The 21,972-nt window shown below is 45.3% G+C and carries 28 protein-coding genes; 26 read left to right on the top strand and 2 right to left on the bottom strand.

From position 1 onward, the window contains the following. Positions 1-145: 145 nt before the first annotated feature. The 15 genes from MKX59_RS20800 (at position 146) to MKX59_RS20730 (ending at position 11,172) form a co-directional block, all read left to right on the top strand. Complete coding sequence (locus MKX59_RS20800; RefSeq protein ID WP_068939950.1) at positions 146-982, top strand: hypothetical protein; 837 nt, start codon at positions 146-148, stop codon at positions 980-982. 80 nt (positions 983-1,062) lie between these two features. Further along, positions 1,063-1,416: a FlxA-like family protein gene (locus tag MKX59_RS20795; RefSeq protein ID WP_340858840.1), complete on the top strand. Its 354-nt coding sequence runs from the start codon at positions 1,063-1,065 to the stop codon at positions 1,414-1,416. Positions 1,417-1,713: 297 nt separating this feature from the next. After that, positions 1,714-2,142, top strand: a complete 429-nt coding sequence (locus tag MKX59_RS20790; RefSeq protein ID WP_340858838.1) for a GNAT family N-acetyltransferase — start codon at positions 1,714-1,716, stop codon at positions 2,140-2,142. Positions 2,143-2,153: 11 nt separating this feature from the next. Then, on the top strand, positions 2,154-2,615 hold the full coding sequence (locus tag MKX59_RS20785) for a hypothetical protein (protein WP_340858836.1): 462 nt from the start codon (positions 2,154-2,156) through the stop codon (positions 2,613-2,615). Between the two features lie 154 nt (positions 2,616-2,769). Next, positions 2,770-3,261, top strand: coding sequence for an 8-oxo-dGTP diphosphatase (locus MKX59_RS20780; protein ID WP_023987712.1), 492 nt, complete (start codon positions 2,770-2,772; stop codon positions 3,259-3,261). A gap of 2 nt (positions 3,262-3,263) precedes the next feature. Beyond that, positions 3,264-4,262 (top strand): phosphotransferase family protein, encoded by a 999-nt coding sequence (locus tag MKX59_RS20775; RefSeq protein WP_076264342.1) that lies wholly within the window; start codon positions 3,264-3,266, stop codon positions 4,260-4,262. Positions 4,263-4,307: 45 nt separating this feature from the next. Beyond that, complete coding sequence (locus MKX59_RS20770) at positions 4,308-4,829, top strand: GNAT family N-acetyltransferase (protein ID WP_340858834.1); 522 nt, start codon at positions 4,308-4,310, stop codon at positions 4,827-4,829. A 28-nt stretch (positions 4,830-4,857) separates the two neighbouring features. Next, positions 4,858-5,307, top strand: coding sequence for a hypothetical protein (locus MKX59_RS20765; protein WP_023987715.1), 450 nt, complete (start codon positions 4,858-4,860; stop codon positions 5,305-5,307). Positions 5,308-5,331: 24 nt separating this feature from the next. Further along, positions 5,332-5,835, top strand: a complete 504-nt coding sequence (locus tag MKX59_RS20760; RefSeq protein ID WP_075153946.1) for a DUF1572 family protein — start codon at positions 5,332-5,334, stop codon at positions 5,833-5,835. Between the two features lie 153 nt (positions 5,836-5,988). Beyond that, entirely contained in the window at positions 5,989-7,023 is a 1,035-nt protein-coding gene (locus MKX59_RS20755; RefSeq protein ID WP_023987717.1) for an NAD(P)/FAD-dependent oxidoreductase, read from the top strand. A gap of 224 nt (positions 7,024-7,247) precedes the next feature. Beyond that, on the top strand, positions 7,248-7,967 hold the full coding sequence (locus tag MKX59_RS20750; RefSeq protein WP_076158116.1) for a HEAT repeat domain-containing protein: 720 nt from the start codon (positions 7,248-7,250) through the stop codon (positions 7,965-7,967). 52 nt (positions 7,968-8,019) lie between these two features. Beyond that, on the top strand, positions 8,020-8,685 hold the full coding sequence (locus MKX59_RS20745; RefSeq protein WP_023987719.1) for an HD domain-containing protein: 666 nt from the start codon (positions 8,020-8,022) through the stop codon (positions 8,683-8,685). A 170-nt stretch (positions 8,686-8,855) separates the two neighbouring features. Beyond that, positions 8,856-9,917 (top strand): SPFH domain-containing protein, encoded by a 1,062-nt coding sequence (locus MKX59_RS20740; RefSeq protein ID WP_013309343.1) that lies wholly within the window; start codon positions 8,856-8,858, stop codon positions 9,915-9,917. After that, positions 9,914-10,915 carry a sugar kinase gene (locus MKX59_RS20735; protein WP_023987720.1) on the top strand — a complete coding sequence of 334 codons (1,002 nt, stop codon included), beginning with the start codon at positions 9,914-9,916 and terminating at the stop codon, positions 10,913-10,915. Before MKX59_RS20740 ends, MKX59_RS20735 begins: the two co-directional genes overlap by 4 nt. A 77-nt stretch (positions 10,916-10,992) precedes the next feature. Continuing rightward, positions 10,993-11,172 carry a hypothetical protein gene (locus MKX59_RS20730; protein ID WP_023987721.1) on the top strand — a complete coding sequence of 60 codons (180 nt, stop codon included), beginning with the start codon at positions 10,993-10,995 and terminating at the stop codon, positions 11,170-11,172. A gap of 76 nt (positions 11,173-11,248) precedes the next feature. Here MKX59_RS20730 and MKX59_RS20725 read toward each other — a convergent pair whose 3' ends face one another. Further along, positions 11,249-12,340, bottom strand: a complete 1,092-nt coding sequence (locus MKX59_RS20725) for a LuxR C-terminal-related transcriptional regulator (RefSeq protein ID WP_340859009.1) — start codon at positions 12,338-12,340, stop codon at positions 11,249-11,251. 172 nt (positions 12,341-12,512) lie between these two features. Between MKX59_RS20725 and MKX59_RS20720 the strand changes: the two genes are divergently transcribed. The 11 genes from MKX59_RS20720 (at position 12,513) to MKX59_RS20670 (ending at position 21,554) form a co-directional block, all read left to right on the top strand. Beyond that, positions 12,513-13,316 carry a class I SAM-dependent methyltransferase gene (locus MKX59_RS20720; protein WP_340858831.1) on the top strand — a complete coding sequence of 268 codons (804 nt, stop codon included), beginning with the start codon at positions 12,513-12,515 and terminating at the stop codon, positions 13,314-13,316. Beyond that, on the top strand, positions 13,303-14,388 hold the full coding sequence (locus tag MKX59_RS20715) for a saccharopine dehydrogenase family protein (RefSeq protein WP_340858829.1): 1,086 nt from the start codon (positions 13,303-13,305) through the stop codon (positions 14,386-14,388). Before MKX59_RS20720 ends, MKX59_RS20715 begins: the two co-directional genes overlap by 14 nt. A gap of 147 nt (positions 14,389-14,535) precedes the next feature. Further along, positions 14,536-14,931, top strand: coding sequence for a hypothetical protein (locus MKX59_RS20710; protein ID WP_023987725.1), 396 nt, complete (start codon positions 14,536-14,538; stop codon positions 14,929-14,931). Positions 14,932-14,956: 25 nt separating this feature from the next. After that, positions 14,957-15,514, top strand: coding sequence for a hypothetical protein (locus MKX59_RS20705; protein ID WP_023987726.1), 558 nt, complete (start codon positions 14,957-14,959; stop codon positions 15,512-15,514). A gap of 250 nt (positions 15,515-15,764) precedes the next feature. Further along, on the top strand, positions 15,765-16,478 hold the full coding sequence (locus tag MKX59_RS20700; protein WP_071558992.1) for an HAD family hydrolase: 714 nt from the start codon (positions 15,765-15,767) through the stop codon (positions 16,476-16,478). Beyond that, positions 16,475-17,062: a GNAT family N-acetyltransferase gene (locus MKX59_RS20695; protein WP_053324941.1), complete on the top strand. Its 588-nt coding sequence runs from the start codon at positions 16,475-16,477 to the stop codon at positions 17,060-17,062. Before MKX59_RS20700 ends, MKX59_RS20695 begins: the two co-directional genes overlap by 4 nt. Positions 17,063-17,285: 223 nt before the next feature. Next, positions 17,286-17,768, top strand: a complete 483-nt coding sequence (locus MKX59_RS20690) for a ribosomal maturation YjgA family protein (RefSeq protein WP_076158089.1) — start codon at positions 17,286-17,288, stop codon at positions 17,766-17,768. Between the two features lie 60 nt (positions 17,769-17,828). Beyond that, complete coding sequence (locus MKX59_RS20685) at positions 17,829-19,040, top strand: rhamnogalacturonan acetylesterase (RefSeq protein WP_340859008.1); 1,212 nt, start codon at positions 17,829-17,831, stop codon at positions 19,038-19,040. Between the two features lie 115 nt (positions 19,041-19,155). Continuing rightward, the gene (locus MKX59_RS20680) at positions 19,156-20,100 is read left to right on the top strand and encodes a class I SAM-dependent methyltransferase (RefSeq protein WP_023987733.1); all 945 of its coding nucleotides are present in this window, start codon (positions 19,156-19,158) and stop codon (positions 20,098-20,100) included. A gap of 309 nt (positions 20,101-20,409) precedes the next feature. Continuing rightward, entirely contained in the window at positions 20,410-20,967 is a 558-nt protein-coding gene (locus MKX59_RS20675; protein WP_023987734.1) for a hypothetical protein, read from the top strand. A 26-nt stretch (positions 20,968-20,993) separates the two neighbouring features. Then, complete coding sequence (locus MKX59_RS20670; protein WP_034095002.1) at positions 20,994-21,554, top strand: GNAT family N-acetyltransferase; 561 nt, start codon at positions 20,994-20,996, stop codon at positions 21,552-21,554. 2 nt (positions 21,555-21,556) lie between these two features. On the opposite strand, the gene MKX59_RS20665 is transcribed toward MKX59_RS20670, so the two are convergent. Beyond that, a complete protein-coding gene (locus tag MKX59_RS20665) occupies positions 21,557-21,898 on the bottom strand; it encodes a GIY-YIG nuclease family protein (RefSeq protein ID WP_069080685.1) in 342 nt (113 codons plus the stop codon). Between the last annotated feature and the right edge of the window lie 74 nt (positions 21,899-21,972).

Raw genomic sequence — 21,972 nt, 5'->3', positions numbered from 1 at the left:
GAAATAAAAAAAAGGATTACGGTATTAGTGAGTCTGTATTTATTCAGTTATCATTCAGCATACCCTCAGGTTGCATTCATATTTGCTGCCGATGAAAGGTAGGTGGGCAGCTAAAAACATTATGTACACTGAGAGGGGATCTACTTTGTCACTATCCATTAACAGGCATCTCATCACGACTTCCTATGATCAATCGAATACGGTGAAGTCAAATGAGAATGGACTAAATACCACGGGTCATACCACACACAAGAAATCTAACGATTCACTCGAATTGAGCAAGGAATTTATGGAATACACGGGAGGAATGCAGGCTCCGCTTCCTACGGAAAACTACAGTAATGATTACAAGTACGACGACCAGGATACCATTGCACTAACTACAGACCAACAGAAAATGCTGTTGTCTGATCTGCAAAGTTATCTGATGTCTTCAAGTGCTTCCTCTGATACAGATGAACTCACCAATAGCACGAAGAATCCATTGGCTTCGGTTAACGATTTATTAGCCGGTGTGGATCTTTCGACGGCAACAGATGAGGAAGTATCGGAGCTATTCGATAAGATAGCAGAAACGATCCAAAATAATCGTCCTGCACCGCCGCCTGAAGGAGACCCGTCCCATCCTGAAATGGATAGCAGTGGTCTGCCTCCTATGATGCAGGCAATGGGTGGAATTATGCCTCCATTCGCATGGAATATCCAAGAGACTTCCAATCAAGAGGATAACAGCACTACATCTGAGAAAGAGCTTACAGTAGATGAAAAAAGATCCTTGCTGAGTGATTTGCAAAGCGTTCTGAGTTCCAGTCTTATATCCGGGTCAACAGCTTCGGACAAAGATCAGGAAACAGATCTGCTTTCTACATTAAAAGACGCGTGGGGAAATACAGACGAATCAAATGCCACAGATGAAGAAATATCGGCTTTATTCGATAAAATCGCTAAGACTTTTGAACAATCTATATCATCGTCGTATTAGTCATTAGAGTGCAATACCATAGCTTAGAACCGGTTAGCCCACACGTGTAAACTCATACTTTTATAAAGGGGAAATCTCGTATGAACATTTCATCCACTTCCAGCAGTTCTATATCTGTTGCAAGCACTTCGTCTTCATCCAGTACCAACGAAACAGCTAGTCTGGAAAAGCAAAAAGCTCAACTTGAAGCGGAGTACAACAAGGTACAGCAAAGTAAAGATAATAAAGATACAAAAGAAACAAAAATGAAGCAGCTTCAGCAGCAAATTAAACAGATTGAAGCTCAAATTGCACAGCAAAGTTCGCAATCCAGCAGCACGTCAACTCCAAAAATGGAAAAGCCCGCTCCAAGTAACACGGAAACAACTCGTATCAACAGCGTTAACAGTAGTGATATTACAGGAGTTGGGAAATCACTGGATATTTCAATTTAATCATCCCATCTTTTTTCCTGTAGGACAGACGATGGATACAAACGATAGCAGGCTCTCCGTTTCAGAGGGGCCTGCTTTTTTCGTTTACTAAATATTTTGCATGAATCCAGGGAGCGACTTTCAATCAGCGCTAATTAGATCGGGAATAATTCTATCCGTTAAATGAATCATGTGACTAAACATAGAAAAGTATATACAATATATAACAGTAGGAAGATGAAAGTATTTTAACCCTATTATTTTCTATATTTAAATCAGTAAGTGCTAGTAATCATTTTAAATTGGAGGATTTATGCCATGATGCTGGAACCTCAGATGAATCGAAGTAGTAGAGCTGAAGCGCGTTTAGTCAGAAACGAATTGATTGAGTTTAATGCGAAACACGTCCCAGCAGATATTCGAACCCAATACGAAGAGATTAATCTTACGCTCAAAGATGAAGACGGTCAGGTCATGGGCGGTCTCCTAAGTGTACTATGTTGGAACTGGGTGGAGGTTGATATTTTGTGGGTAGATCAGCGTTACAGAGGAAAGGGCTACGGTTCACAACTGCTTGGTGAAATCGAACAGATTGCTAGAGATAAAGGGTGTAATTTTATACAACTTAATACCTTTACTTTTCAAGCGCCCAAATTCTATGAAAAGCATGGGTATGAAGTCGTTGGTGTTATTGACGATGCTCCGAGAGGCTTTAAACACTATTATTATAAGAAAAGTATCTACTGAGGACTCTATATATGCGCGTACAGATCAAGGAAATAAATAAAGACCAGCATATCATCATTCGTAGTATTTGCGAGGAAAAAGTATACGGCTACTGGACATATTTTTGGCATGAACTGACTTCTGGATATGCGTATGTTGTCCCGTATGAACAAAGCTTGGATAAGTTGATTCCCGGTTGTGTGATTTCGGTCGAGACTTCTCAATCCAATATAGAAGGGTTCAGAAGGCTGAAGTCTACTGAAGAGACAGGGATTTTTCGGCCTCAACCAAAGCTAGGCGACTACTGGATTCAAGGAACGATACATCAAGTGATGCAGGGCGAAGCAGGCGAGATAGAATGTCTGGAGATTATAGTAGGAGACACTACGTTTATTTTGGATTCTGAAGAAATGAATGGTGATGTCAACGTTAAAGCGGGCGACGGCGTCGCCTTTGAAATCATAGGCCTACAGTTGTTTGACGAGGGACTGTGATCGCTCCAGGTTACCCTGCTAATCTAGTCTATGGTTAGAGTTATTGCGCTCTACAAAATAACGAGTTAAAGTATGGTAAATTCCATATTTAACCACAGTATGTCGGTGTGAAAGTTAAAAGCTAGATTATAGTGAATCGTGAATAAAGAAAGGTATGATCGGATTGACAACAGAAGTGACACACAAAATATATACCATGTGTATGATTCAAGACGGAAGTAAGGTATTGCTTATGAATAGACCAAATCGAAAGGGGTTTCCGGGTTATATTGCGCCAGGAGGAAAAGTAGAGTTTCCAGAAAGCATTGTGAATGGGGCCATTCGTGAAGTAAAGGAAGAAACAGGCTTAACCGTTACGGAAATTGTATTTAAAGGAATCGACGAATATTGTGATCCAAGTCAAGGGCTGAGATATATGGTCTTTAACTATTTGGCTACAGCCACTGAAGGTGACCTATTAAAAAATCCCCCTGAGGGAGAACTGCTGTGGGTGGATATGAAGGAGGCGCTAAATCTGCCGATGCAGGATTGGTTTAAGCGGAGATTTCCATTGTTTTTCGAGCCGGGAACGTTTGAGGTTAGTTTCGTTTGGCTAGCAGATACGGATGAAACCCTGGAAGCAACGATTAAGAGCTATGGTGTGTAGAGATGACGACGACCATTTATTTTTCGTCTAATCGGCTAGGCGAGGTAACAAATGATCAAATGCAAAGGATGCTGAATCGTTTTGATTTGGGACGTTTGCTGTCTTACGAAAAAACGGCAGAAGGTGTCCTAGGGCAAACTCTCTATGTTTCCTCAACGGCTGGGCAGTTTGTGCTGAAGGGGAACCCGCTTTTTCTAGGGCAATGGATAGAAGAAAAGTTTATGGTGGAGCAAATACAGACACGGACTCCAATACCCGTGCCAACACCGTATCTTGTGGATCATACGGAGGACATTTTCGGCTGGAGCTATGCAGTTATGCCCCGTCTATACGGTCAGCATATACATACACCTGAGTTGCAAGCAAAGCTGACCTCGCTGGATAAACAGCAAATGGCTGAAATGCTTGCTACTGTTCTGTTGGAGCTTCATAGCTGGAAGGTTAAGAACAGTGGAGAGCTGGATACAACAACTCTAGCTATTCGTCCTTTTGAAGTTTCTTATCGAGTATGGTTGTATGGGCGAATTCGATATTGGCTAGAGGATGCCAAAAAATACTCGAATATTTCTGTACAGGATATGGAATGGGTAGAGGAAATATTGGAAGGCTCCCGTCAAGCATTCGATCAGCTGGAAGCTGCGACCTTTGTAATGGGGGATTTTAAACCGCAAAATTTCCTTGTGCAGAATGGGGATAAGGGCTGGAGAGTCAGTGGTCTTTTTGATTTTACGACAGCCTATTTTGGGGATGGGGTTGCAGATCTTCCGAAAATAACCACCATGTATCTGGAGAACGGCGAAGAAGAGTTGGCAAAGGGTTTTCTTACTGCTTACGCACAAGGGATGGAAGCCAAAGAAGGATTTACTGAGCGTTTCCGGGTGCATATGCTGCATCAGCAGATTCTAAACTGGGGATGTGCCAAAGCGATGAAGCGAGTCACTTGGGATAATAAGCTCTCTTTTGCAGATTGGGCGCAAAAATTTATGGATATTGAAATATAAGCAATAGCAGATGAATTGAACGTTTAAAGAGGAGGCCGTGAGTGGATGCAGACCGTCAGATTGGTACAGCCGGATCAGGACTGGAAGGAAGCTTATCTTTCATTTTATGAGGAATGGAAACAGATCCAGGAGCATATGGTACCTTGGGTGATCTCTGTAGAGCCGTACGATTTTGAAGGTATGTTGACGCTTTTAAGTAATCAGGAAAATGGAATTAACCTGTCTGAAGGCTGGGTCAAAAGCTCAACATACTGGCTTGTGAATGCGAATGAACAGGTTGTGGGAGCAGTGAATATCAGGCATGACCTTAACGAACACATAATGAATGCCGGAGGTCATATCGGTTACGGTATCCGTCCTTCTGCACGAGGGAACAGGTACGCTGTTACAATGCTGGCCTTGGCGTTAGAAAAAGCAAAAGAGCTGGGGATTTCCCGAGCCCTGGTTGTATGCGACTCCGATAATATTGCCTCCAAAAAAACAATCATACAAAATGGCGGAACGCCGGACAAGGATTACATAGAGGAAGACGGAAACCGTGTAAACCGGTTTTGGATCGAACTGTGAGTGAGAAAGAAGGGAACGCGAGAAGCTCATGAAATTATGGCCTGAATATGCGCAAAACATCATTGTTGGTGTTATCTTTGAAGGGGAATGGAATTGGTATGTGACGGAAAGAGAGTATTGGTTTTTGAATACCGAGATGGAGGAACGGTTTGGTATCCCTATTTTGGATGAAACCACAGTGGGAGCATTTTTGGATCACATCTGTGAATATAAGGTGGCTACTGGGGAACTAACTTCAATGCTCCAGTTGCTTGATGGTGCTATTCAGCATCAGGATGAAGTGTTGGAGTTCTGTCCTGCTCTGTATGTTAACTTTGATGAAAAAGTTCTCTATTCGCTATTTCCTGAGCCAGCCTCGTTTGAACACTATGTCCCAGCGGGGTGGAAAGGGGAATATCAAAACTTTTTGAACGAGGTACCTTCACCTGAACAGTATTGGATGATCGAGGGAAGTAATTTTTTTGAGAAATTCACTTGATAGGACGAAGGAGGAAATAAATATATGGATTCTTCCATGCATGAGTTTAAAATCATATCCAAGCACAGAATGTACGATCAATATTTGGTAAAGTTGCGGGCATGCATTGTGCTTTTGGATGAACAGGTGCTATGGCGCGTAGGTGAGACGGAAACGAATAGCATTGGTGGGATCATCAACCATATCATGGTACATGTGCGCAGAAACGCAGCCAAGCTCATAGATCCGACGATTACATACAAGCAAGGAATGGAGGATAGCTTTATACCTTCCATGCAAAACAAGGAACAACTGATGGATGAGGTAGAAGAAGCTTTTTCATCCTTCTGTGCAGCATTGGACCATACGGGGGCGATAAATATGTATGACGTATACCATGTGGTGGAGCATACGGCTTATCATCTGGGGCAGATCATAGACCGAGTTCAGAGATTGGCAGATCACCGTTTTCAATTTGTACAGACAGGACTTAATGAAAAAGCATTGCATGCGATAGTGCAGCAATCCTTGCATAATCTACGAGAATAATGGAATCAGTAGCTATATAAACCTATAAAATGTAGTTCTAAGGTCACAAAAGCCTCTCTAATGGTCATGTTTTTATTTCTTAATTGATATTGATAATTATTATCACTTATAATAGAAGCAGACATATTACGTTATGATAGGGAGAGTTGCAGAGTGACAGTGTCCTTGGAATTATATGATGTAACGATCATCGGCGGTGGTCCTGCCGGTATGTATACCGCATTTTACAGTGGAATGAGAGATATGAAAACCAAGCTGATCGAAGCCAAGCATGAGCTGGGCGGACGAATGCGCATATACCCAGAGAAGATGATTTGGGATGTCGGGGGGGTTACCCCGGTTTTATGTGAAAAGCTGATTGATCAGCTGGAGCAGCAGGCGCGGACGTTCGAGCCTACCATTGTGCTGGGACAGCAGATCACTGGTTTGGATCGGCAAGAGGATGGCACGTTCCTGCTAACTTCTGCCACAGGGGAACAGCATTGGACACGCACGATCGTTCTGGCAGTAGGCTATGGTATTCTCAAAATGGCTAAGCTGGAGATTGAGGGGGCGGACCGCTATGAGGTTACGAACCTGCATTATACTGTACAAGAGCTGGAGCCATTCCGGGGCAAGCACGTCCTGATTTCCGGTGGAGGCGACTCGGCGGTGGATTGGGCAAATGAACTAGAGTCTATTGCGGCGAGTGTGACCGTCGTACATCGTCGGGATCACTTTGGCGGACATGAGAAAAATGTAGCTCGTATGAAATCATCCTCGGTCCGTGTCCTCACACCATACGCGGTGAGTCAGCTACATAGCAACAATGGAGAGACGATTGAACAGGTGACGATCAGTCATGTAGATACGGGCGAAATACAGGTGTTGAATGTCGATGCTGTCATCGTAAATCATGGACTTAAATCCGACTTCGGCCCGCTTCGGGATTGGGGGCTGGATATGGGTGAGTGGCATGCCCGAGTGAGCGAAAAGCTGGAAACGAATCTGCCAGGTATTTTCGCGGCAGGCGATTTTGTCGAATACGGAAGCAAACTGTATCTAATTGCCGGTACGTTCACAGATGCCGCCCTTGCACTGAACAGCGCCAAGCTGTACATTGATCCAGCAGCTGACAAAGCGGCATATGTATCTTCTCATAACAGCCGATTCAAGGAAAAAAACCGCGAGCTTGGTGTCGTGGAGTAAGAATACGGAATAAGTTATATAGGATTAGAAATAGGGTAGGGAAAATGTAAAAGAACTTCCGCGACTACGATTTGTGTGGTTTTGGAGGTTCTTTTTTTGTCAGGTTACTGACTTCTCGTTCTAAAGGTTGGATAGCATACACCATATAGAATAAAATGAAGAAAGCCTGTCCTTTTCGGTTTTATATAGTAGATTTTGAGTAGAGAAGATAAGGAGCGTGAAAAATGAGCTTACAAGAGGTACTTGAACGGCTAGCAATTCATCTGCCAGACGACATGGTGGAAGCTTTGCATGTACATAGCAAGGAACGAGAGGGACGGAACGTTCAGCTTCAACTCATGAATGAGCAAGAGCTTGCCGAGGGCATCAAGTGGATGGGGCAGATCGAGGTATTTAAACATATCGTCCCTCTATGGACGGATGACCATTCTAATTATGTTGGCATATATGTGGAGGGGCCGTTAGCATATAAGTTGTGTTATATAAGTCACGAGGAAACGGATTTGTCACCGGCGTACAGAAGTGCGTTTTCTCTGATTGCAGAGTTGGAGCAAAATCCAGCACTGGAGTGGGAACAGCTCCGTAAGGATTATCCGTCCGGCGAGGACATTAGCACAGAACAATTAGCGGAAGATATTCGCTGCATGAATGAACTAAGAGCCTTGCTAGAAAAGGATTCACCTGTGGATGATGATGTGAGATGTCAGCTTCTTTACAGCCTAATGGCGATCACGCCTATCTGCGAACTAGACTCATTGCTTCCCTATCTGGACGATGAGGATATGTATGTACAGGAACGAGCATGTGTCCTTTTGGGACATCATGGATATCAGCCAGCGACCGAATTATTAAAAGAAGTGGTGAAGCACGGAAGCCCGAATGGGAAACTGGCAGCCCGTAAGGCGCTCTCAATGATTCGCAGTAAGCAGATGGCCAAGCATTAAAAAATTAAACGAACCTACTATAGAAAGTATGGACGGGATTGAAAGGTGACATATGGAGAGACGAACGGAGCAACAGGAAGCGATTTTGGCAGATATTATTCAAAAGGCGGAGCCCTTTGTACAGCAGCAGTTGGAGCATGATCATAGTGGTCACGATTGGTTTCATATAGACCGGGTGAGAAAGCTGTCCCTTAAAATTGCTGCCAAAGAGGGCGCAGATTCGTTTATTTGTGAACTGGCAGCACTGCTGCATGATGTAGCGGATGAAAAATTAAATGATTCCAAGCAAGCGGGCCTGGATAAAGTAGAGCAGTGGCTGCTTCTGCATGTAAGTGATCCAGATGTGATCACGCACGTGATGACTATTATAGCTACGATGTCCTACAATGGTGGACAAAACCCGCCTATGGAAACGCTGGAAGGTCAAGTTGTGCAGGATGCGGATCGGTTGGATGCTCTTGGAGCGATTGGGATTGCAAGAACCTTTATGTATGCTGGCTCAAAAGGCAGTATGATGCATCACCCGGATAAAGACTTTTCACAGCATGAGTATCGTGCCGCAGGTAAAAGTGCCATATACCATTTTTACGAAAAGCTGCTCAAGCTCAAGGATTTAATGAATACCGCTTATGCTCAAGAGCTGGCGGAGGTCCGGCATCAATGGATGGAGATGTACTTGGAGCAATTTTATAGAGAATGGAATGTGGATGATAAATAAAGTGTTTCAATAAGGCTGTTTCCTCTAACCGAGCATATCGGAGGGGAAATGGCCTTTATTTTTTTATAAATGTCATATTGATATTATCGAAAATGTGTGTTATTTTATTGTTAATAACAAAATGATAATAACAAAATATTATAAACTATAAAGAAAGTGAGGAAGTGGCTATGTTTGGATTTAATTTTGTTAAATTTCAGCCCAGTGAATATGTGATGAAGGTGAAAAACGGGAAGGTGGTTCGGGAGGGTGTTGGATTATCTTTTTATTACTACGCCCCGACCACCTCGGTTGTTGTCGTGCCCGTTTCTTCCATTGATGCGCCGTTCATGTTTGAGGACATGACGAATGATTTTCAGGCGGTGACGGTGCAGGGGCAACTGACTTATCGAATTGTGGATTATCGGAGAACGACGCAGATTTTAAACTATACGTATGACTTGAAGGAACGACGCTACATTTCGGATGACCCGAGCAAGCTGGCCCAACGGGTGATTAACATCGCCAAGGTGCTTACCAAAAAGTATTTGGAGCGTGTCCCGCTCAAAGAAGCTGTTCAGTCCAGTGAACGTCTGGCCCAAAATATGACGAAGGATATTGCACAGCATACGGAAATGGAAAAGCTCGGCATTGAGGTTATGGGGCTGTCGATTTTGGCGATTCTACCCAATAAAGAGACGATGAGAGCGCTGGAGGCTCAAGCGAGGGAAGAGATTCTTCGCAACGCGGATCATGCTTTGTATGAACGTCGTAATGCATCTATTGAGCAAGAGCGGCGTGTGAAGGAAAACGAGCTGAACACTGAGATTGCAGTAGAGACGAAAAAGAAACAAATCCGCGAAACTCAACTCGATGCCGAGCGTTCTGTGAAGCAAAAGCAAAGCGAGATGAAAGAGGAGCAGCTACGATTTGACACAGCCTTGGAGGAGAAAAAACGCGAGCTGATTGAGCTGACTGTAACAAATAAAAAGGCGGAAGCCGATGCCAAGGCCTATGAGCTGACAGCAGTCATGAAATCGTTGCAGGATGTTGAGCCGAACGTACTTCAAGCTATGGCCAACATGGATATGAGCCCGGATAAGCTAATTGCGATTGCATTCCAGGAGCTTGCAGAAAATGCAGGCAAAATCGGTCAGCTGAATATTACGCCGGATCTGCTGCAAGGTCTCATGTCAGATACGGGAGCTAGCGGATCAGCAGGATCGAGAGGGTCTGGAGGAAGAACACGATGAGCAGCCGAATGACAGAGCAGAAGATCATTTTGGTGAAGCGTAAAACGCGACTGGAGGAACTGATTGTCCGATACAATACGGTGCAGCAGGCTCGCTTCTTTATGGAACGGTTGGGTGCGGATTTCAGTGATTATGTGCTGGAGGACGAAAATTACCGCAGGGCGGTGGCAACGGCAACGTCGGAGTTAACAGCCTTGGGTCGTGTTCAGATTGTGGAGCGGGAGCATGTGCCGAACTTTATTTTTGGTGAGCAGGATACAGTGGTGGTGTTGGGTCAGGATGGGCTGGTAGCCAACACGTTAAAATATTTGACCGAGCAGCCACTTATCGGTGTGAATCCAGATCCATTGCGCTGGGACGGGGTATTGCTGCCGTTTACTGTATCCGACCTGCGCTGGGTGGTGCCGGATGTGTTCGTGCACAGACGGCCAATTAAGGAGGTTACGCTGGCTAAAGCCCAATTAAATGATGGCCAATCCTTGTATGCTGTAAATGATTTGTTCATTGGGCGCAAAACTCATGTCTCCGCGAGATATGAGCTAAGGCTGGAGGATCAAGTAGAACAACAATCATCCAGCGGCATTATCGTTTCAACCGGATTGGGAGCGACAGGCTGGCTGACCAGTGTGCTGGCTGGAGCGGCCGGAATTGTCGGCAGTGCTACACGGCATCCAATCTCGCTGACTCCAGGCCAGCTGATGCCCGGTGTAGCCTTCACTCAGGAAGAGGCAGCAGACGGAATGAGTCATGATCATCGTGCAACTTGGAGTTCGCCATCGCTTTATTTTACGGTGAGAGAACCATTCCCCAGTCGAACGACTGCTGCGGAACTCGTGTTTGGTCAGGTAGCAGCCGAAAAACCGCTACGGATTGCATCGCAGATGCCGGAAAATGGAGTTATTTTCAGTGATGGAATAGAAAGCGACTTTCTGGAGTTTAATGCTGGCATTGAGGCGGTCATTGGACCGGCGGAGAAAAAAGGGCATCTGGTCGTGTAGAGGTTTGTACAGGACGGCAATGGGTAATTATGAGTAAAGTACAACCATCAGATGAAATTAAAAAAGGAGGAATCAACATGAGCGACTACACTCAAGACGAAGCGAAAATCCGCAACAAGAAGGACGAGGACGGAGATTCCTTGATGGAGAAAACGAAGCTGGAAAATGGCGTGGATATCGAGCCTGAGGCTGATGAATGGATTGCGAAGCCCTCACCAGTGTCATACGATGATACGAACTCCTCTTCGAAGAAATAAGGCTCTTGCGTCCAAATAGAGCAGTGATGCAAAGACAGATGATCCCTAATCGGGTCATCTGTCTTCTTTACATAGGTTAATTGAATCTAGAATATACCTTCCATACTAGCTCACGACGGCTGCTTACATCTGTTTTCAAGAAAATCGCTTTCAGATGATCCTGCACCGTGTAGGCAGTAATATGAAGTGCGCTAGCCAGCTCCTTGGTCGAAAAGCCCTGAACAATGAGTTGGACAATTTGTCTCTCTCGTTCGGACCATGAGTACACCTCGGTCATAAGCGGTAGCATGTCAGTTGCTTTAGCAGCCTCAAACCATACGGCTAGCTGCTTCTGACCCGTATGCTCCTGTCCGCCTTGCAGAAGGGTGGCTCTGATGGTTACCCATGGGGTGCCTGCGTCTGCGGAAGGGATACATAGTCGGGCTGGTGCAGTGGCAGTGGATAGCGCTCGCAGGCATACCGCCCGGACAGGAGCCGGAAGGCTGTCTTCATGGATTCCCTCCTGCTGCCGAAGCAGATGTAGCCACTGCTCTGCTACTGTATTGGACGAGATCGGTTCTAGCTTATCGGAAAGCATTAGAACCCCTGGCTCAAGTTCATTTTCCGTGATCATGGCAGGGGCTGGAGATAAACCGACACTGGCCTGACGCAGATGGTAGGCTATGGACGGCGCTAATGCTTCAAGCAGTTGTTGCTCTTCCTCGCTGAATACAGGCTTTCCATGATGACGGAACAACGTAAGAAATCCCCAACAGCTCCCTTTGTACATAAATGGAACACGTAGCTCGTCCCCGAATCCGGCGGGTTGCAAAACATCTCTATATCGTGTGCTCCGATCCGGTTGGCCTTGTGTAGACCCATGTAGCGTCGCTACAGACTGTCCTTCTCGCACCAACTGATCATATTTCATCATATCGTCGTGTAGATATTCGTATTCCAGCAGTTTGTTATGAATGTCCTCCACACCCGACTCTGTAAATGCCCCCGTGGAAAGCAGCGTACGCGGATCTACTGAGGTGCAGCACGCCGCATCGAAAGCAATCTGAGTACGCAAGCGGTCGATTAGGGTGTGCTTGTACGTTAGGGATGAGGGTGCTTTTCCCCCCAGATCAATGATTTGCTGTCGGGCGTCCTTAAGTTGTGCAAATTGCGTGTAGTGTGCGTTCATCATTTACTCCTATCGTGAAAGCTGGAGATTCTCAAGCGCGATTATTAAATCCCACATTTATGGGATGGTGGATATTCGTATTGTATTTATAATTGAGAATGATTCTTAATAAAATCTACAATAAACGAATGGTCTGAGAAGATCAAGGCTAAATGTTTGGAGGAAAGCACATATGAGACATACCCCTATTGGAAATACGGACTCAAACCAACCTATGAGCTGGAATCATCCGAATGTGCATAAGTACGCGGATACGATTGCTTTAAAAATACCTGGATATGCTCATTTGTATGAGATGACAGACTGTCTGATAACCGCACAGCTTGAGGCACAAGCTCATACTAGAAATATAGATCCAAATATGCTAATTGTCGGTGCTGGAGGCGGTCAGGAATTGATAACGCTCGGAGGGCGCCATGGAGCATGGTCCTTTACGGCAGTCGATCCCTCTGAGCACATGCTGGATTTGGCACGTAAGCGTGTGACACATGCGGGCATCAGTTCAAAAGTATCGTTTGTTGCAGGTACGTTGGAAGAGTTGTCTGGAGAACAGCACGAAAAGCACGGCGAAGAGTCATGCAGAGAACCGGTCTATGACGCTGCTACCTGCCTGCTGGTGCTTCATTTTCTTCGGAGCTTGGAAAGTAAACAGGCATTGCTACGCCAGATATCCGCTCGACTCAAGCCGGGTGCACCTTTTTGTCTAGCTTCTATTAATGGGAATCCGCAGGAGCCTTCTTTTTCCATCCAAATGCAGGCATGGAAAGGTCATATGCTGAGTCAGGGCATTTCACTCGAGGATTGGGAACGATTCGCTGCTTCCATCGGTCGTGAGTCAAACCCGGTGTCCAATGCGGCAATACAGGAGCTGTTGATAGAGGCAGGCTTTACCCACATCACCCGGTATTATGGCGCTTTTTTAGTAAATGCATGGTTTGCGGTTAAAGAGGGAGAGACGACTTATGACAAAGGATAACATCATCATCATTGGCGGGTATGGCCATGTTGGAAAAATTATATGCACGGAGTTAAGTGAAATGTTTCCCGGCAAGGTATTTGCCGCAGGTCGTAGTCTGGAGCGGGCCACTGAATTTAGTAGACAATCGAATGGTAAGATACGGCCCTTGCAGCTAAATATTCATGAGCCGATGGACCCGTCGATATTAGAGCAAGCCAAAATGGTTATCATGTGTCTGGATCAGGACAATACGGCCTTGGTACGTGCCTGTCTTCGACATGGGGTGCATTACATGGATATTACCGCGAATGCGGCCTTTTTGAGTCAAGTGGAGCAGTGTCATCAAGAGGCTCGAGCTTATCAGGCCACAGCCCTGTTAAGTGTAGGATTAGCTCCGGGGCTGACCAATTTGTTAGCACTGCAAGCGACACAGCTCATGGATCAGACGGATGAGTTGAATATATCTTTGATGCTGGGCTTGGGGGATCGACACGGTCAGGCTGCCATTGAGTGGACAGTAGATCAGATTCATGCCGATTTGGAGGTTATAGAACAGGGACGCCCTGTGACTCGAAAAAGCTTTACCGACGGAATAGTAGCAGACTTTGGTGCAGGAGTGGGTCGTCATCGGGCGTATCGATTTCCTTTTTCGGATCAGCAGACACTTCCTCGTACGCTCAAAGTTCCTACGGTTAGCACACGCCTTTGCTTCGATTCGCGCTTGACCACCCGGCTTCTGGCAGGGCTTCGAACGATAGGAGTATCAGGTTTACTCCGACAGAAAACTGTGCGTGATGCTGTAGTTCGCAGCTTTGGCAAGATACATCTAGGAGGGAATGCTGTAGCGGTCAAGGTAGATGCCCGAGGAACGCTCAATGGCAAGGAGACGAAGGTCGAATGTCGGCTGAGGGGGCACCATCAATCTGATTTAACCGCTAAGGCAACCGTCTTTGCAGCGCTCGCCCTGTACCGTTCAGAACTTCCATATGGTGTATTTCACATGGAGCAGGTTTTTTCGTGGAATCGCATGCAGGCTTGGATGGGGCAGCAAGTAGCCGTAGATATTCAGGTGAACGGACAGCAAGTATAGAAGTCATATATATTATAATAAAGGACTCTCATATAATCCAAGCTTATTCAGCAATGTATTGCGGATAGGTCTTGGATTTCTTTTCCTATTGAATTACACTAGAAAGAAGTACATATTTTTGGAAAAGACCTAAGGGGATGATATGAAATGTGGAACCCCTATGAAAATAGCAGACAGCATACGCACGATTTTACAATAAAGTATCGATTTTACACGCCGGAAGAAGGAGGCAGGAAACAGCTGCCTATTCAGGGGTACCGCTGCGATTTTGCCTATGAGAGCGATGATATCACGACGACGGGAATTTACGCCATACATCCTGAGTTTGAAGATGGAGATGGTCAATTGATCATGGATACCGAGCGTCCGGTTCACCGGGAAGGACAGGCGAGAATGTGGGTTTTGTTTGGAGAAATGAGGGAAAAGGTACACCGACACCGGATACAGGTAGGAACGAGGGGATATTTTATGGAAGGCCCGCGCCGTGTTGGTGAAGTTGAAGTTACAAGCTTGGTAGGCCTCTTGACCAATCCGGTCAACTAGCTAGCTGCTGAGGAGTCGATAAGAGATGGATATCGCTTATATCATAGATTTATTACGTAAACACGATGTGACCCTAGCTCCAGGCTTATCCATACAAGAGGTTACCGACGTCGAAGACAGGTATGATATTCACTTCCCGCCCGATTTGAGGGAGCTTCTGATGAGTGTTCTTCCCATCGGTAAAGGCTTTATCCCTTGGAGAGATACGTCACCACAGCGGATGGGTGTAATTCGGCAAAGGTTGAATTGGCCACTGGAAGGTATGATTTTTGATGTAGAGCAGCATATATTCTGGCCTCCCGAATGGGGCGAAAAACCGACAGATTCGGCGGAAGCCGTTGATATATGTAAACGTGAGTTTTTACGTGTGCCCAAGCTAATCCCGATCAACGGACATCGATATATCCCAGAGCAGCCATCTGAAGAAGGAAATCCGGTATTTTCAGTGTATCAAACGGATATTATCGTGTATGGGGAATGTTTGCAGGAGTATTTCAAGCTGGAATTTGGGGAGAAGCCTTATGAACAAATTGATTTTAATGCCGTAAAAAAAGTGCGTTTTTGGAGCAACTTGTGTGAGTGAGTGTCAGGAAGATGAATAAGTCGAAACGAAGGAAGGGGAGCATGATGTGAAGGTGGAGCAGGATTTGGAAGAAATCAAAGAAAGGTTGACCCAGATCGAGATCAAACTGGAACAAAAGTCGACCTCCAAGAGAATCTTGAAGTACATGATCATCGTTTTCTTGTCTGTTTTTTTTCTTTTATTTCTAATAGGAATTATTCAATTTGTTTCAGCCTAATCGGTGCAAGAAGATGAAGGAAGGGAGCTATTTATGTCCATAGAAGCGATTATTTTTGATCTGGATAATACTCTTATTCATCGTAAACAGGCGTTTGCGGCATATACAGAGCGCTTTATTGAACGATTTATTGTGGCAGAAGAACCGGCGAGCCGCGCGGCTGTTGTTGAACAGATACGTTTGGCGGATCAGGACGGGTACCGGGATAAGAGGGAACTGTATACCGAGCTGCATGCAGACTTGGAACTGAAAAATTCCGATACATCAGTACAAGAGATGCTGGGCTTTTGGTATGGTGAATTTCATAAGTTTACGGTGTTGATGGACGGGGCCAAGGAAGTGTTGTCCGAACTGCGGTCGCGTGGCTTGAAGCTGGGTATTATTACCAACGGCTCACTCCGCACGCAGCAAGCGAAAATCGACCGAGTTATGCTGAGGGATTATGTGGATTCTATTATCGTATCGGGCGGCGTCAACATCCAGAAGCCTAATCCTCGAATTTTCGAGTTGGCTCTGAATGAGCTGGACATTGTCGATCCCGGCCATGCCTGTTATGTAGGCGATCACCCGACAAATGATATTCGTGGTGCACAAAGTGCAGGATTGCATACCATCTGGCTGGAAGGCTTTATGACGTGGCAGGAAACAGGCATTGTACCGGATTATCAGATTGGGAGTTTGCGTGAAATCACAGGTTGGCTGGATCGTCGCAGTTATTCAACGAATAAGGAGGAGGGTGCATCATGAGTATGGAGCAGCAACCGAATCCCATTCTCTTATCGTTCCCTGACCAATTCCAGACGGAACGATTGACCATACGCGCTCCGCAATGGGGGGATGGGGCGGCAGTCAATGAGGCGATGAGAGAGAGTGCGAATGAACTGCGGCCTTGGCTTCCGTTTGCAAGAAATCTTCCTACGGCAGAGGAATCTGAAATCCGTTCGCGCCAAGCCAGACTTAAATTTCTGGATCGGTCTGATATGATGTTGTATATATTCGATACGGTTTCGGGAGAATTTGTAGCCAGCAGCGGTCTGCATCGTATTGATTGGGATGCACGAAGATTTGAAATTGGGTATTGGCTCAGAACATCATGGACCGGAAAAGGCATTATAACAGAGGCCGTGCACGGTATTACGGATTTTGCCATACAGCATTTGCATGCCAATCGGGTGGAGATTCGTTGTGATTCCAGAAACACGCGCAGCGCCAAGGTAGCGGAACGTGCAGGTTTTACACTGGAGGGGATTTTAAGAAACGTCGAGTATGATGAAGAGGGAAGCATGGTACACCAAATGGTTTTTGCCAAGGTGCGTGGTATTGAATTTTAGTATCCTCACACGAACAGTTTGGAAGTTGCTGATACGTTTGTACGATATTACGGAGGCTTATTATGATTAATTATATTATGAAAAATACAGACAAGTTGGTGTGCATACAATATGACATCAGCAAAAGGTTCAGCAATCTTGCAAGCGCTATCCAAGAGAGGATGCTTTACGAATTTCCAGCAGCTTGGCGGAGATGTCCCAGCATTAGGACAGGTGATTTAGCATGAGGAGCGTTCGTAAGAGCGTCATCAGGAAGGCCAATCGGGAAATAAAGGCGAAATTCAGCTGGAAGGCTCGCGCTGCGTACCTAATTGCTGTGCTGGTCACGATTTTGTTGGGTTTGGGAAGCCGGGTTTACTCCTCCCGGTTGCCTGAATTCGTTGCTGATCACTTTGGGGATGCCTTGTGGGCGTGCATGATTTATTTTGGGCTGAGAATGTTGTGGGTGAATCGTCAATTGTCTGTAGCCCTGTGGGGCAGCTTGCTGTTTTGCTTCGCCATTGAGTTCAGCCAGATGTACCAGGCTCCCTGGATTAACCATATTCGGGCAACGACGCTGGGCGGCCTGGTGCTTGGGAAAGGGTTCCTAACCGCGGATCTGATCAGGTACACGGTTGGCATTGTGGTATCCTGGGCACTGGACCAAGGCTGTCAAAAGCTGGCGGGGATCAATACACGTATAGACAATGATAAACCACTCAAATAACCTGAAAAGCGAGGGTTGCGCTTGAAACAAAAGGGAAAGCGTCACAGGTTGTTCGGTAAGATGATTGGATTATGCGCAGGGTTCAGCTTGTTGTTTGCAACCATACTTATCCCAGGGCAGGCACTGGCCGAAAGACAGCTTGCGGCGCCTCTTCGATTTGACTTTGGCCCTGGGAACGTAGCTGACGGCTACACCCAAGTCACTGCCAAGGATGTTTACACGCCTGAGCGAGGCTATGGATTTACCGATCTTTCCAAAGTGAATGAAGAGGATCGTGGTGGAAGTGATGCTATACGCTCAGATTTTGTTCGTGTTCAAGGATCATCATTTGTCGTCAATTTACCACCTGCGGATTACACGCTTTCCCTAATTGCCGGAGATACTGCCGGAAACACAGACATTACGGTTAAAGCCGAGTCCATCGTCAAGGTAGAACCTACTGCCAAAACAGCAGGACAATTTGTCGAGGCTGGATTTGAACTTGCACTCATCGATGGGCAGCTTGAATTGTATTTCTCAGGTAATGAAGCGAAGATTAACGCTTTGGTTATTACTCCAAAGGATGCTCGAACGGCTGGAGAACACCCTTCGGTATACCTTGCGGGAGATTCTACGGTTCAAACCTATAAATCCGCGATGAAGCCTCAGGCGGGCTGGGGGCAAATGATTGCTCCGTTCTTCACAGATGAGCCTATTTTTGTGAACCGTTCTATTGGTGGACGAAGCACGAAAACCTTTCTGGTACAAGGGCGGTTAGATGATATTTTACGCAATATCCGTCCAGGAGATTATCTGCTCATACAGTTTGGGCATAATGATGCCGCGATCAACAACCAAGAGCGTTATGTTTCACCCGCGGATTACAAAGTTTATTTAAAAACCTACATCCAAGGAGCTATCCAACGCGGTGCAACGCCTGTGCTAATTACTCCTGTTGGCCGACGGGATTATGATGCGGCAAGTGCCTCGTTTCGGATTAGTTTCCCGGAATATGTGCAGGCCATGAAGGAAACAGCATCGGAGACAGATGTTGCGCTGGTCGATCTTAGCCGCTTGAGTGTAGCGTACTATGATACACTTGGCCTCGAAGGAACACTCCCGTTATTTTTACATGTGGAGCCAGGGGTGTATCCTGCATTTCCTGATGGAGTGAAGGATGATACACATTTTCAGGAATACGGTGCGGAGCAAATAGCTCGGCTGGTAGCTCAGGGAATACGTGAGTTGAATATTCCTTTATCCTCTTATGTACAGGCGGAAGATTCGCAATAAAACATTATTTCCATAGTCATGGTATACTTAGAAAATAAGCTGGCCCTACCCAAAGATAGCATTGCTTAGGCTTGGGTAGGGCTTTAATGTTCTGGATCTTAAGGAGGAAGCGAGAATGACAGTCGCTCAACTTCATAATCTTATTAACGGTCAACTCCTGTACAATCAGCATCGGAGTTTATTTTATATGCGCGAGGGTTCTGTTCTGTTAGGACCTTCAACGGAAATGACGTACTGGCTGACGCAGAGAAGCTCGGAACTGATCCTCATGCTTCAAAGCTTGAAGCGCCAGCAGACGTATAACGCTTTTGTGACGGATGTAGCGGCTAAAATACTGTCCCAGTTTGTAAATACCAATCAGTATCTACATTTTCACACAGATCATGCGAGGGAGCTTACGGAGCTGTATGATCGACTTTTCACCCGGATTGAAAAACTGTTCCAGAAGAAATTTATAGATAGAGCAACCCTGGACTTGCTGCTTCAGCAGCATTACGGGCATTTGAGAGATTTTTTAACTCGTACCAATGGACGTGAAATGTTTGCTAAGTATGCAGAGTGTGAGTATACCTTTTGGATACCTTGTGAGGAGTATACGCCGGAGTTGCAAGCCAATCTACTGGGATTGGACATTGCTCGTTTGCAAGAGCCTGTTCTAGACGTTGGTTGCGGATCTGAGGCACGGTTAGTTACTTATTTACGTGCCTGTGGAATTGAAGCTTACGGAACAGATCGGTTGGCTGAAACAGAAGGTTGTGTCACTCAAGGAGATTGGTTAGAGATCACCTTTGGAGAACGTACATGGGGAACGATCGTTTCACATATGGCATTCTCCAATCATTTTATACATCATCATCTGAAGGCAGATGGTAATATTCATGAGTACGCTCGCAAATATATGGAATTGCTTAGAGCCATTCGGCCAGGAGGGAGTTTTATTTACAGTCCGTGCCTTCCGTTTATGGAAGGGCTTTTGGATGCTCGAATGGGTTATCAAGTAGAGTATATCCAGTCATCAGAAGGTTACAGGGCCACGAAAATAACGCGTATACATTCATAAGCGCAAGTAGTAGTTCATTCATTTGTCAGATTCATTCTTGGAATGGTAGTATAAGGATAGATATTACTCTATTTGGGATTCTGTTAATGATAGAGATTCTCATGACGCTAATTTGACACCATTATCGGATGATCATTAGCAGTATGGCTGCACTGAATAATAATGATTAGCTTACGGATAACGGAATTTTCAGGAAAGATTAAATCATATTTTCCTAAAAGCCGATATATGGGAATGAGGCGAGAACATACTGTTATTATACCCGCCCGAAAATGGAAGTATATAATTTGGGTTAGGAGAGTAGAAGAAGTGTCAGATCTGTATACGAAAAAAGAAGTAGAAGATTATGTAACGAACGTGGTTTTCGAACGACCTTTAGGTGTAAGCATTTCAGCCATTTTATTGATCTTTAATGGAGCACTTCTGTTGGTGACCCAGCTATTGACGCTTAATGCATTAAATGAGGCTTCTACGTTAGTAGGTATTTGTAGGGGGATGTTTCAAGGGTTTATCGCGTTACTCGGTTTGGCAGGGACCACTGCTGGTGTCGGCATGTTATTTGGTAAGAAGTGGGCTTGGTGGCTGGCAGTATTTTATTTTACATATGAGACCATGCGTTATACGTGTGCAATTCTGTTTATTCCGGATGTCCCTCCAACGTTGGGCGGTGTACAGCTAAACCCTGCTCTATACTACGTAAAATATGGTATGCGTATTATTTGGAATTTGTTGTTTACGTTGTTCATGTGTCGTAGTAAAGTGACTGTTTTTTTTCAAACAAGTGAAAGCAACAAGTGGAGAGCATGTATTGTATTATTCTTCATAAATGGAGTGATGGTTGGGATTGGCTGGTGGCTGATAAGATAGGTTCTTCGATGTGAAGGAGATGGATAATGTCAATGGAAACGTTTCCGATTTTAGAAACCGATAGGCTTCGTTTAAGACAGCTTACAGTAGGGGATGCGGAGGATGTGTTCGGCTATTTCTCCAAGGATGAGGTCACACAATATTATGACTTGGAAAGCTTTACAGAAGTAGAGCAAGCCGAAAAATTTATTCGTTCGATGCTAACCAGATATGAGAAGCAAGAGGGCTTTCGTTGGGGGATTACGTTAAAAGAAGCTCCTGAGCGGATCGTGGGTACAATTGGATTTCATAACTGGCAGAAGAAGCACTCCCGTATTGAAATCGGCTATGAGCTGGCACCGGAATATTGGCGGCAAGGTCTGATGACAGAAGCGATGAAGGTGGTCGTGAATTATGGCTTTCAATTGCCGCAGGTTCACCGTATAGAAGCCTTCATTGATCCAGATAACGAAGGCTCCAGACGGCTACTGTTCAAAAGTGGCTTCACTAAAGAAGGTCACCTGAGAGACTATTTTTATGAAAAAGGTCAGTTTGTCGACGCTGTTATTTTTGGCTACCTTCGGAAGGAGTTTTCCGTGGATCGGTAAGTTTACAAATATCCCTTGTCTCCGTATGGCTGGAGTCGATCAAGCCAGGTCTGCTCCAGCTTTGCTAGTGCATCTTTGACATCAAAGAACGCTGAGTCCTTTTTCTTCAAAACGTCCAGCACTTCAAATTCAAACGAATCTTCGCCATACTCATTCCATTCCTGTTGTAGTTGTTTATTCTTAAATCCACCCATGTTCAACTCAAAACGCCGTCCATTCAGCGACTTTAAATTCAGCGTTGAAGAGACGAAAATTTTTCCATTATGTGTATTGCGAATACAATAGATTCCTGCCTCTGTCTTCATCTCCATGTACTGCTGCACCAATTCTTTTCTTCGATTCATTGTCGAATCCTCCTATTTGAGCATTTTGCATAAATCCCATGAGCATTTTCAAATCAGCAATGTATAGATCTAAA

The organism is Paenibacillus sp. FSL R7-0340, from assembly GCF_038002205.1.
Lineage (GTDB): Bacteria > Bacillota > Bacilli > Paenibacillales > Paenibacillaceae > Paenibacillus > Paenibacillus polymyxa_B.
The sequence above is the reverse complement of the archived record's forward strand: the minus strand, read 5'-3'. Positions and strand labels throughout refer to the sequence as shown.

Coding starts and splice junctions, on each gene's coding strand:
- MKX59_RS20795 (WP_340858840.1), top strand. CDS start 1,063: ATGAACATTTCATCCACTTCCAGCAGTTCTATATCTGTTGCAAGCACT.
- MKX59_RS20790 (WP_340858838.1), top strand. CDS start 1,714: ATGATGCTGGAACCTCAGATGAATCGAAGTAGTAGAGCTGAAGCGCGT.
- MKX59_RS20785 (WP_340858836.1), top strand. CDS start 2,154: ATGCGCGTACAGATCAAGGAAATAAATAAAGACCAGCATATCATCATT.
- MKX59_RS20780 (WP_023987712.1), top strand. CDS start 2,770: ATGATCGGATTGACAACAGAAGTGACACACAAAATATATACCATGTGT.
- MKX59_RS20775 (WP_076264342.1), top strand. CDS start 3,264: ATGACGACGACCATTTATTTTTCGTCTAATCGGCTAGGCGAGGTAACA.
- MKX59_RS20770 (WP_340858834.1), top strand. CDS start 4,308: ATGCAGACCGTCAGATTGGTACAGCCGGATCAGGACTGGAAGGAAGCT.
- MKX59_RS20765 (WP_023987715.1), top strand. CDS start 4,858: ATGAAATTATGGCCTGAATATGCGCAAAACATCATTGTTGGTGTTATC.
- MKX59_RS20760 (WP_075153946.1), top strand. CDS start 5,332: ATGGATTCTTCCATGCATGAGTTTAAAATCATATCCAAGCACAGAATG.
- MKX59_RS20750 (WP_076158116.1), top strand. CDS start 7,248: ATGAGCTTACAAGAGGTACTTGAACGGCTAGCAATTCATCTGCCAGAC.
- MKX59_RS20745 (WP_023987719.1), top strand. CDS start 8,020: ATGGAGAGACGAACGGAGCAACAGGAAGCGATTTTGGCAGATATTATT.
- MKX59_RS20740 (WP_013309343.1), top strand. CDS start 8,856: ATGTTTGGATTTAATTTTGTTAAATTTCAGCCCAGTGAATATGTGATG.
- MKX59_RS20735 (WP_023987720.1), top strand. CDS start 9,914: ATGAGCAGCCGAATGACAGAGCAGAAGATCATTTTGGTGAAGCGTAAA.
- MKX59_RS20730 (WP_023987721.1), top strand. CDS start 10,993: ATGAGCGACTACACTCAAGACGAAGCGAAAATCCGCAACAAGAAGGAC.
- MKX59_RS20725 (WP_340859009.1), bottom strand. CDS start 12,340: ATGAACGCACACTACACGCAATTTGCACAACTTAAGGACGCCCGACAG.
- MKX59_RS20720 (WP_340858831.1), top strand. CDS start 12,513: ATGAGACATACCCCTATTGGAAATACGGACTCAAACCAACCTATGAGC.
- MKX59_RS20715 (WP_340858829.1), top strand. CDS start 13,303: ATGACAAAGGATAACATCATCATCATTGGCGGGTATGGCCATGTTGGA.
- MKX59_RS20710 (WP_023987725.1), top strand. CDS start 14,536: ATGTGGAACCCCTATGAAAATAGCAGACAGCATACGCACGATTTTACA.
- MKX59_RS20705 (WP_023987726.1), top strand. CDS start 14,957: ATGGATATCGCTTATATCATAGATTTATTACGTAAACACGATGTGACC.
- MKX59_RS20700 (WP_071558992.1), top strand. CDS start 15,765: ATGTCCATAGAAGCGATTATTTTTGATCTGGATAATACTCTTATTCAT.
- MKX59_RS20695 (WP_053324941.1), top strand. CDS start 16,475: ATGAGTATGGAGCAGCAACCGAATCCCATTCTCTTATCGTTCCCTGAC.
- MKX59_RS20690 (WP_076158089.1), top strand. CDS start 17,286: ATGAGGAGCGTTCGTAAGAGCGTCATCAGGAAGGCCAATCGGGAAATA.
- MKX59_RS20685 (WP_340859008.1), top strand. CDS start 17,829: ATGATTGGATTATGCGCAGGGTTCAGCTTGTTGTTTGCAACCATACTT.
- MKX59_RS20680 (WP_023987733.1), top strand. CDS start 19,156: ATGACAGTCGCTCAACTTCATAATCTTATTAACGGTCAACTCCTGTAC.
- MKX59_RS20670 (WP_034095002.1), top strand. CDS start 20,994: ATGTCAATGGAAACGTTTCCGATTTTAGAAACCGATAGGCTTCGTTTA.
- MKX59_RS20665 (WP_069080685.1), bottom strand. CDS start 21,898: ATGAATCGAAGAAAAGAATTGGTGCAGCAGTACATGGAGATGAAGACA.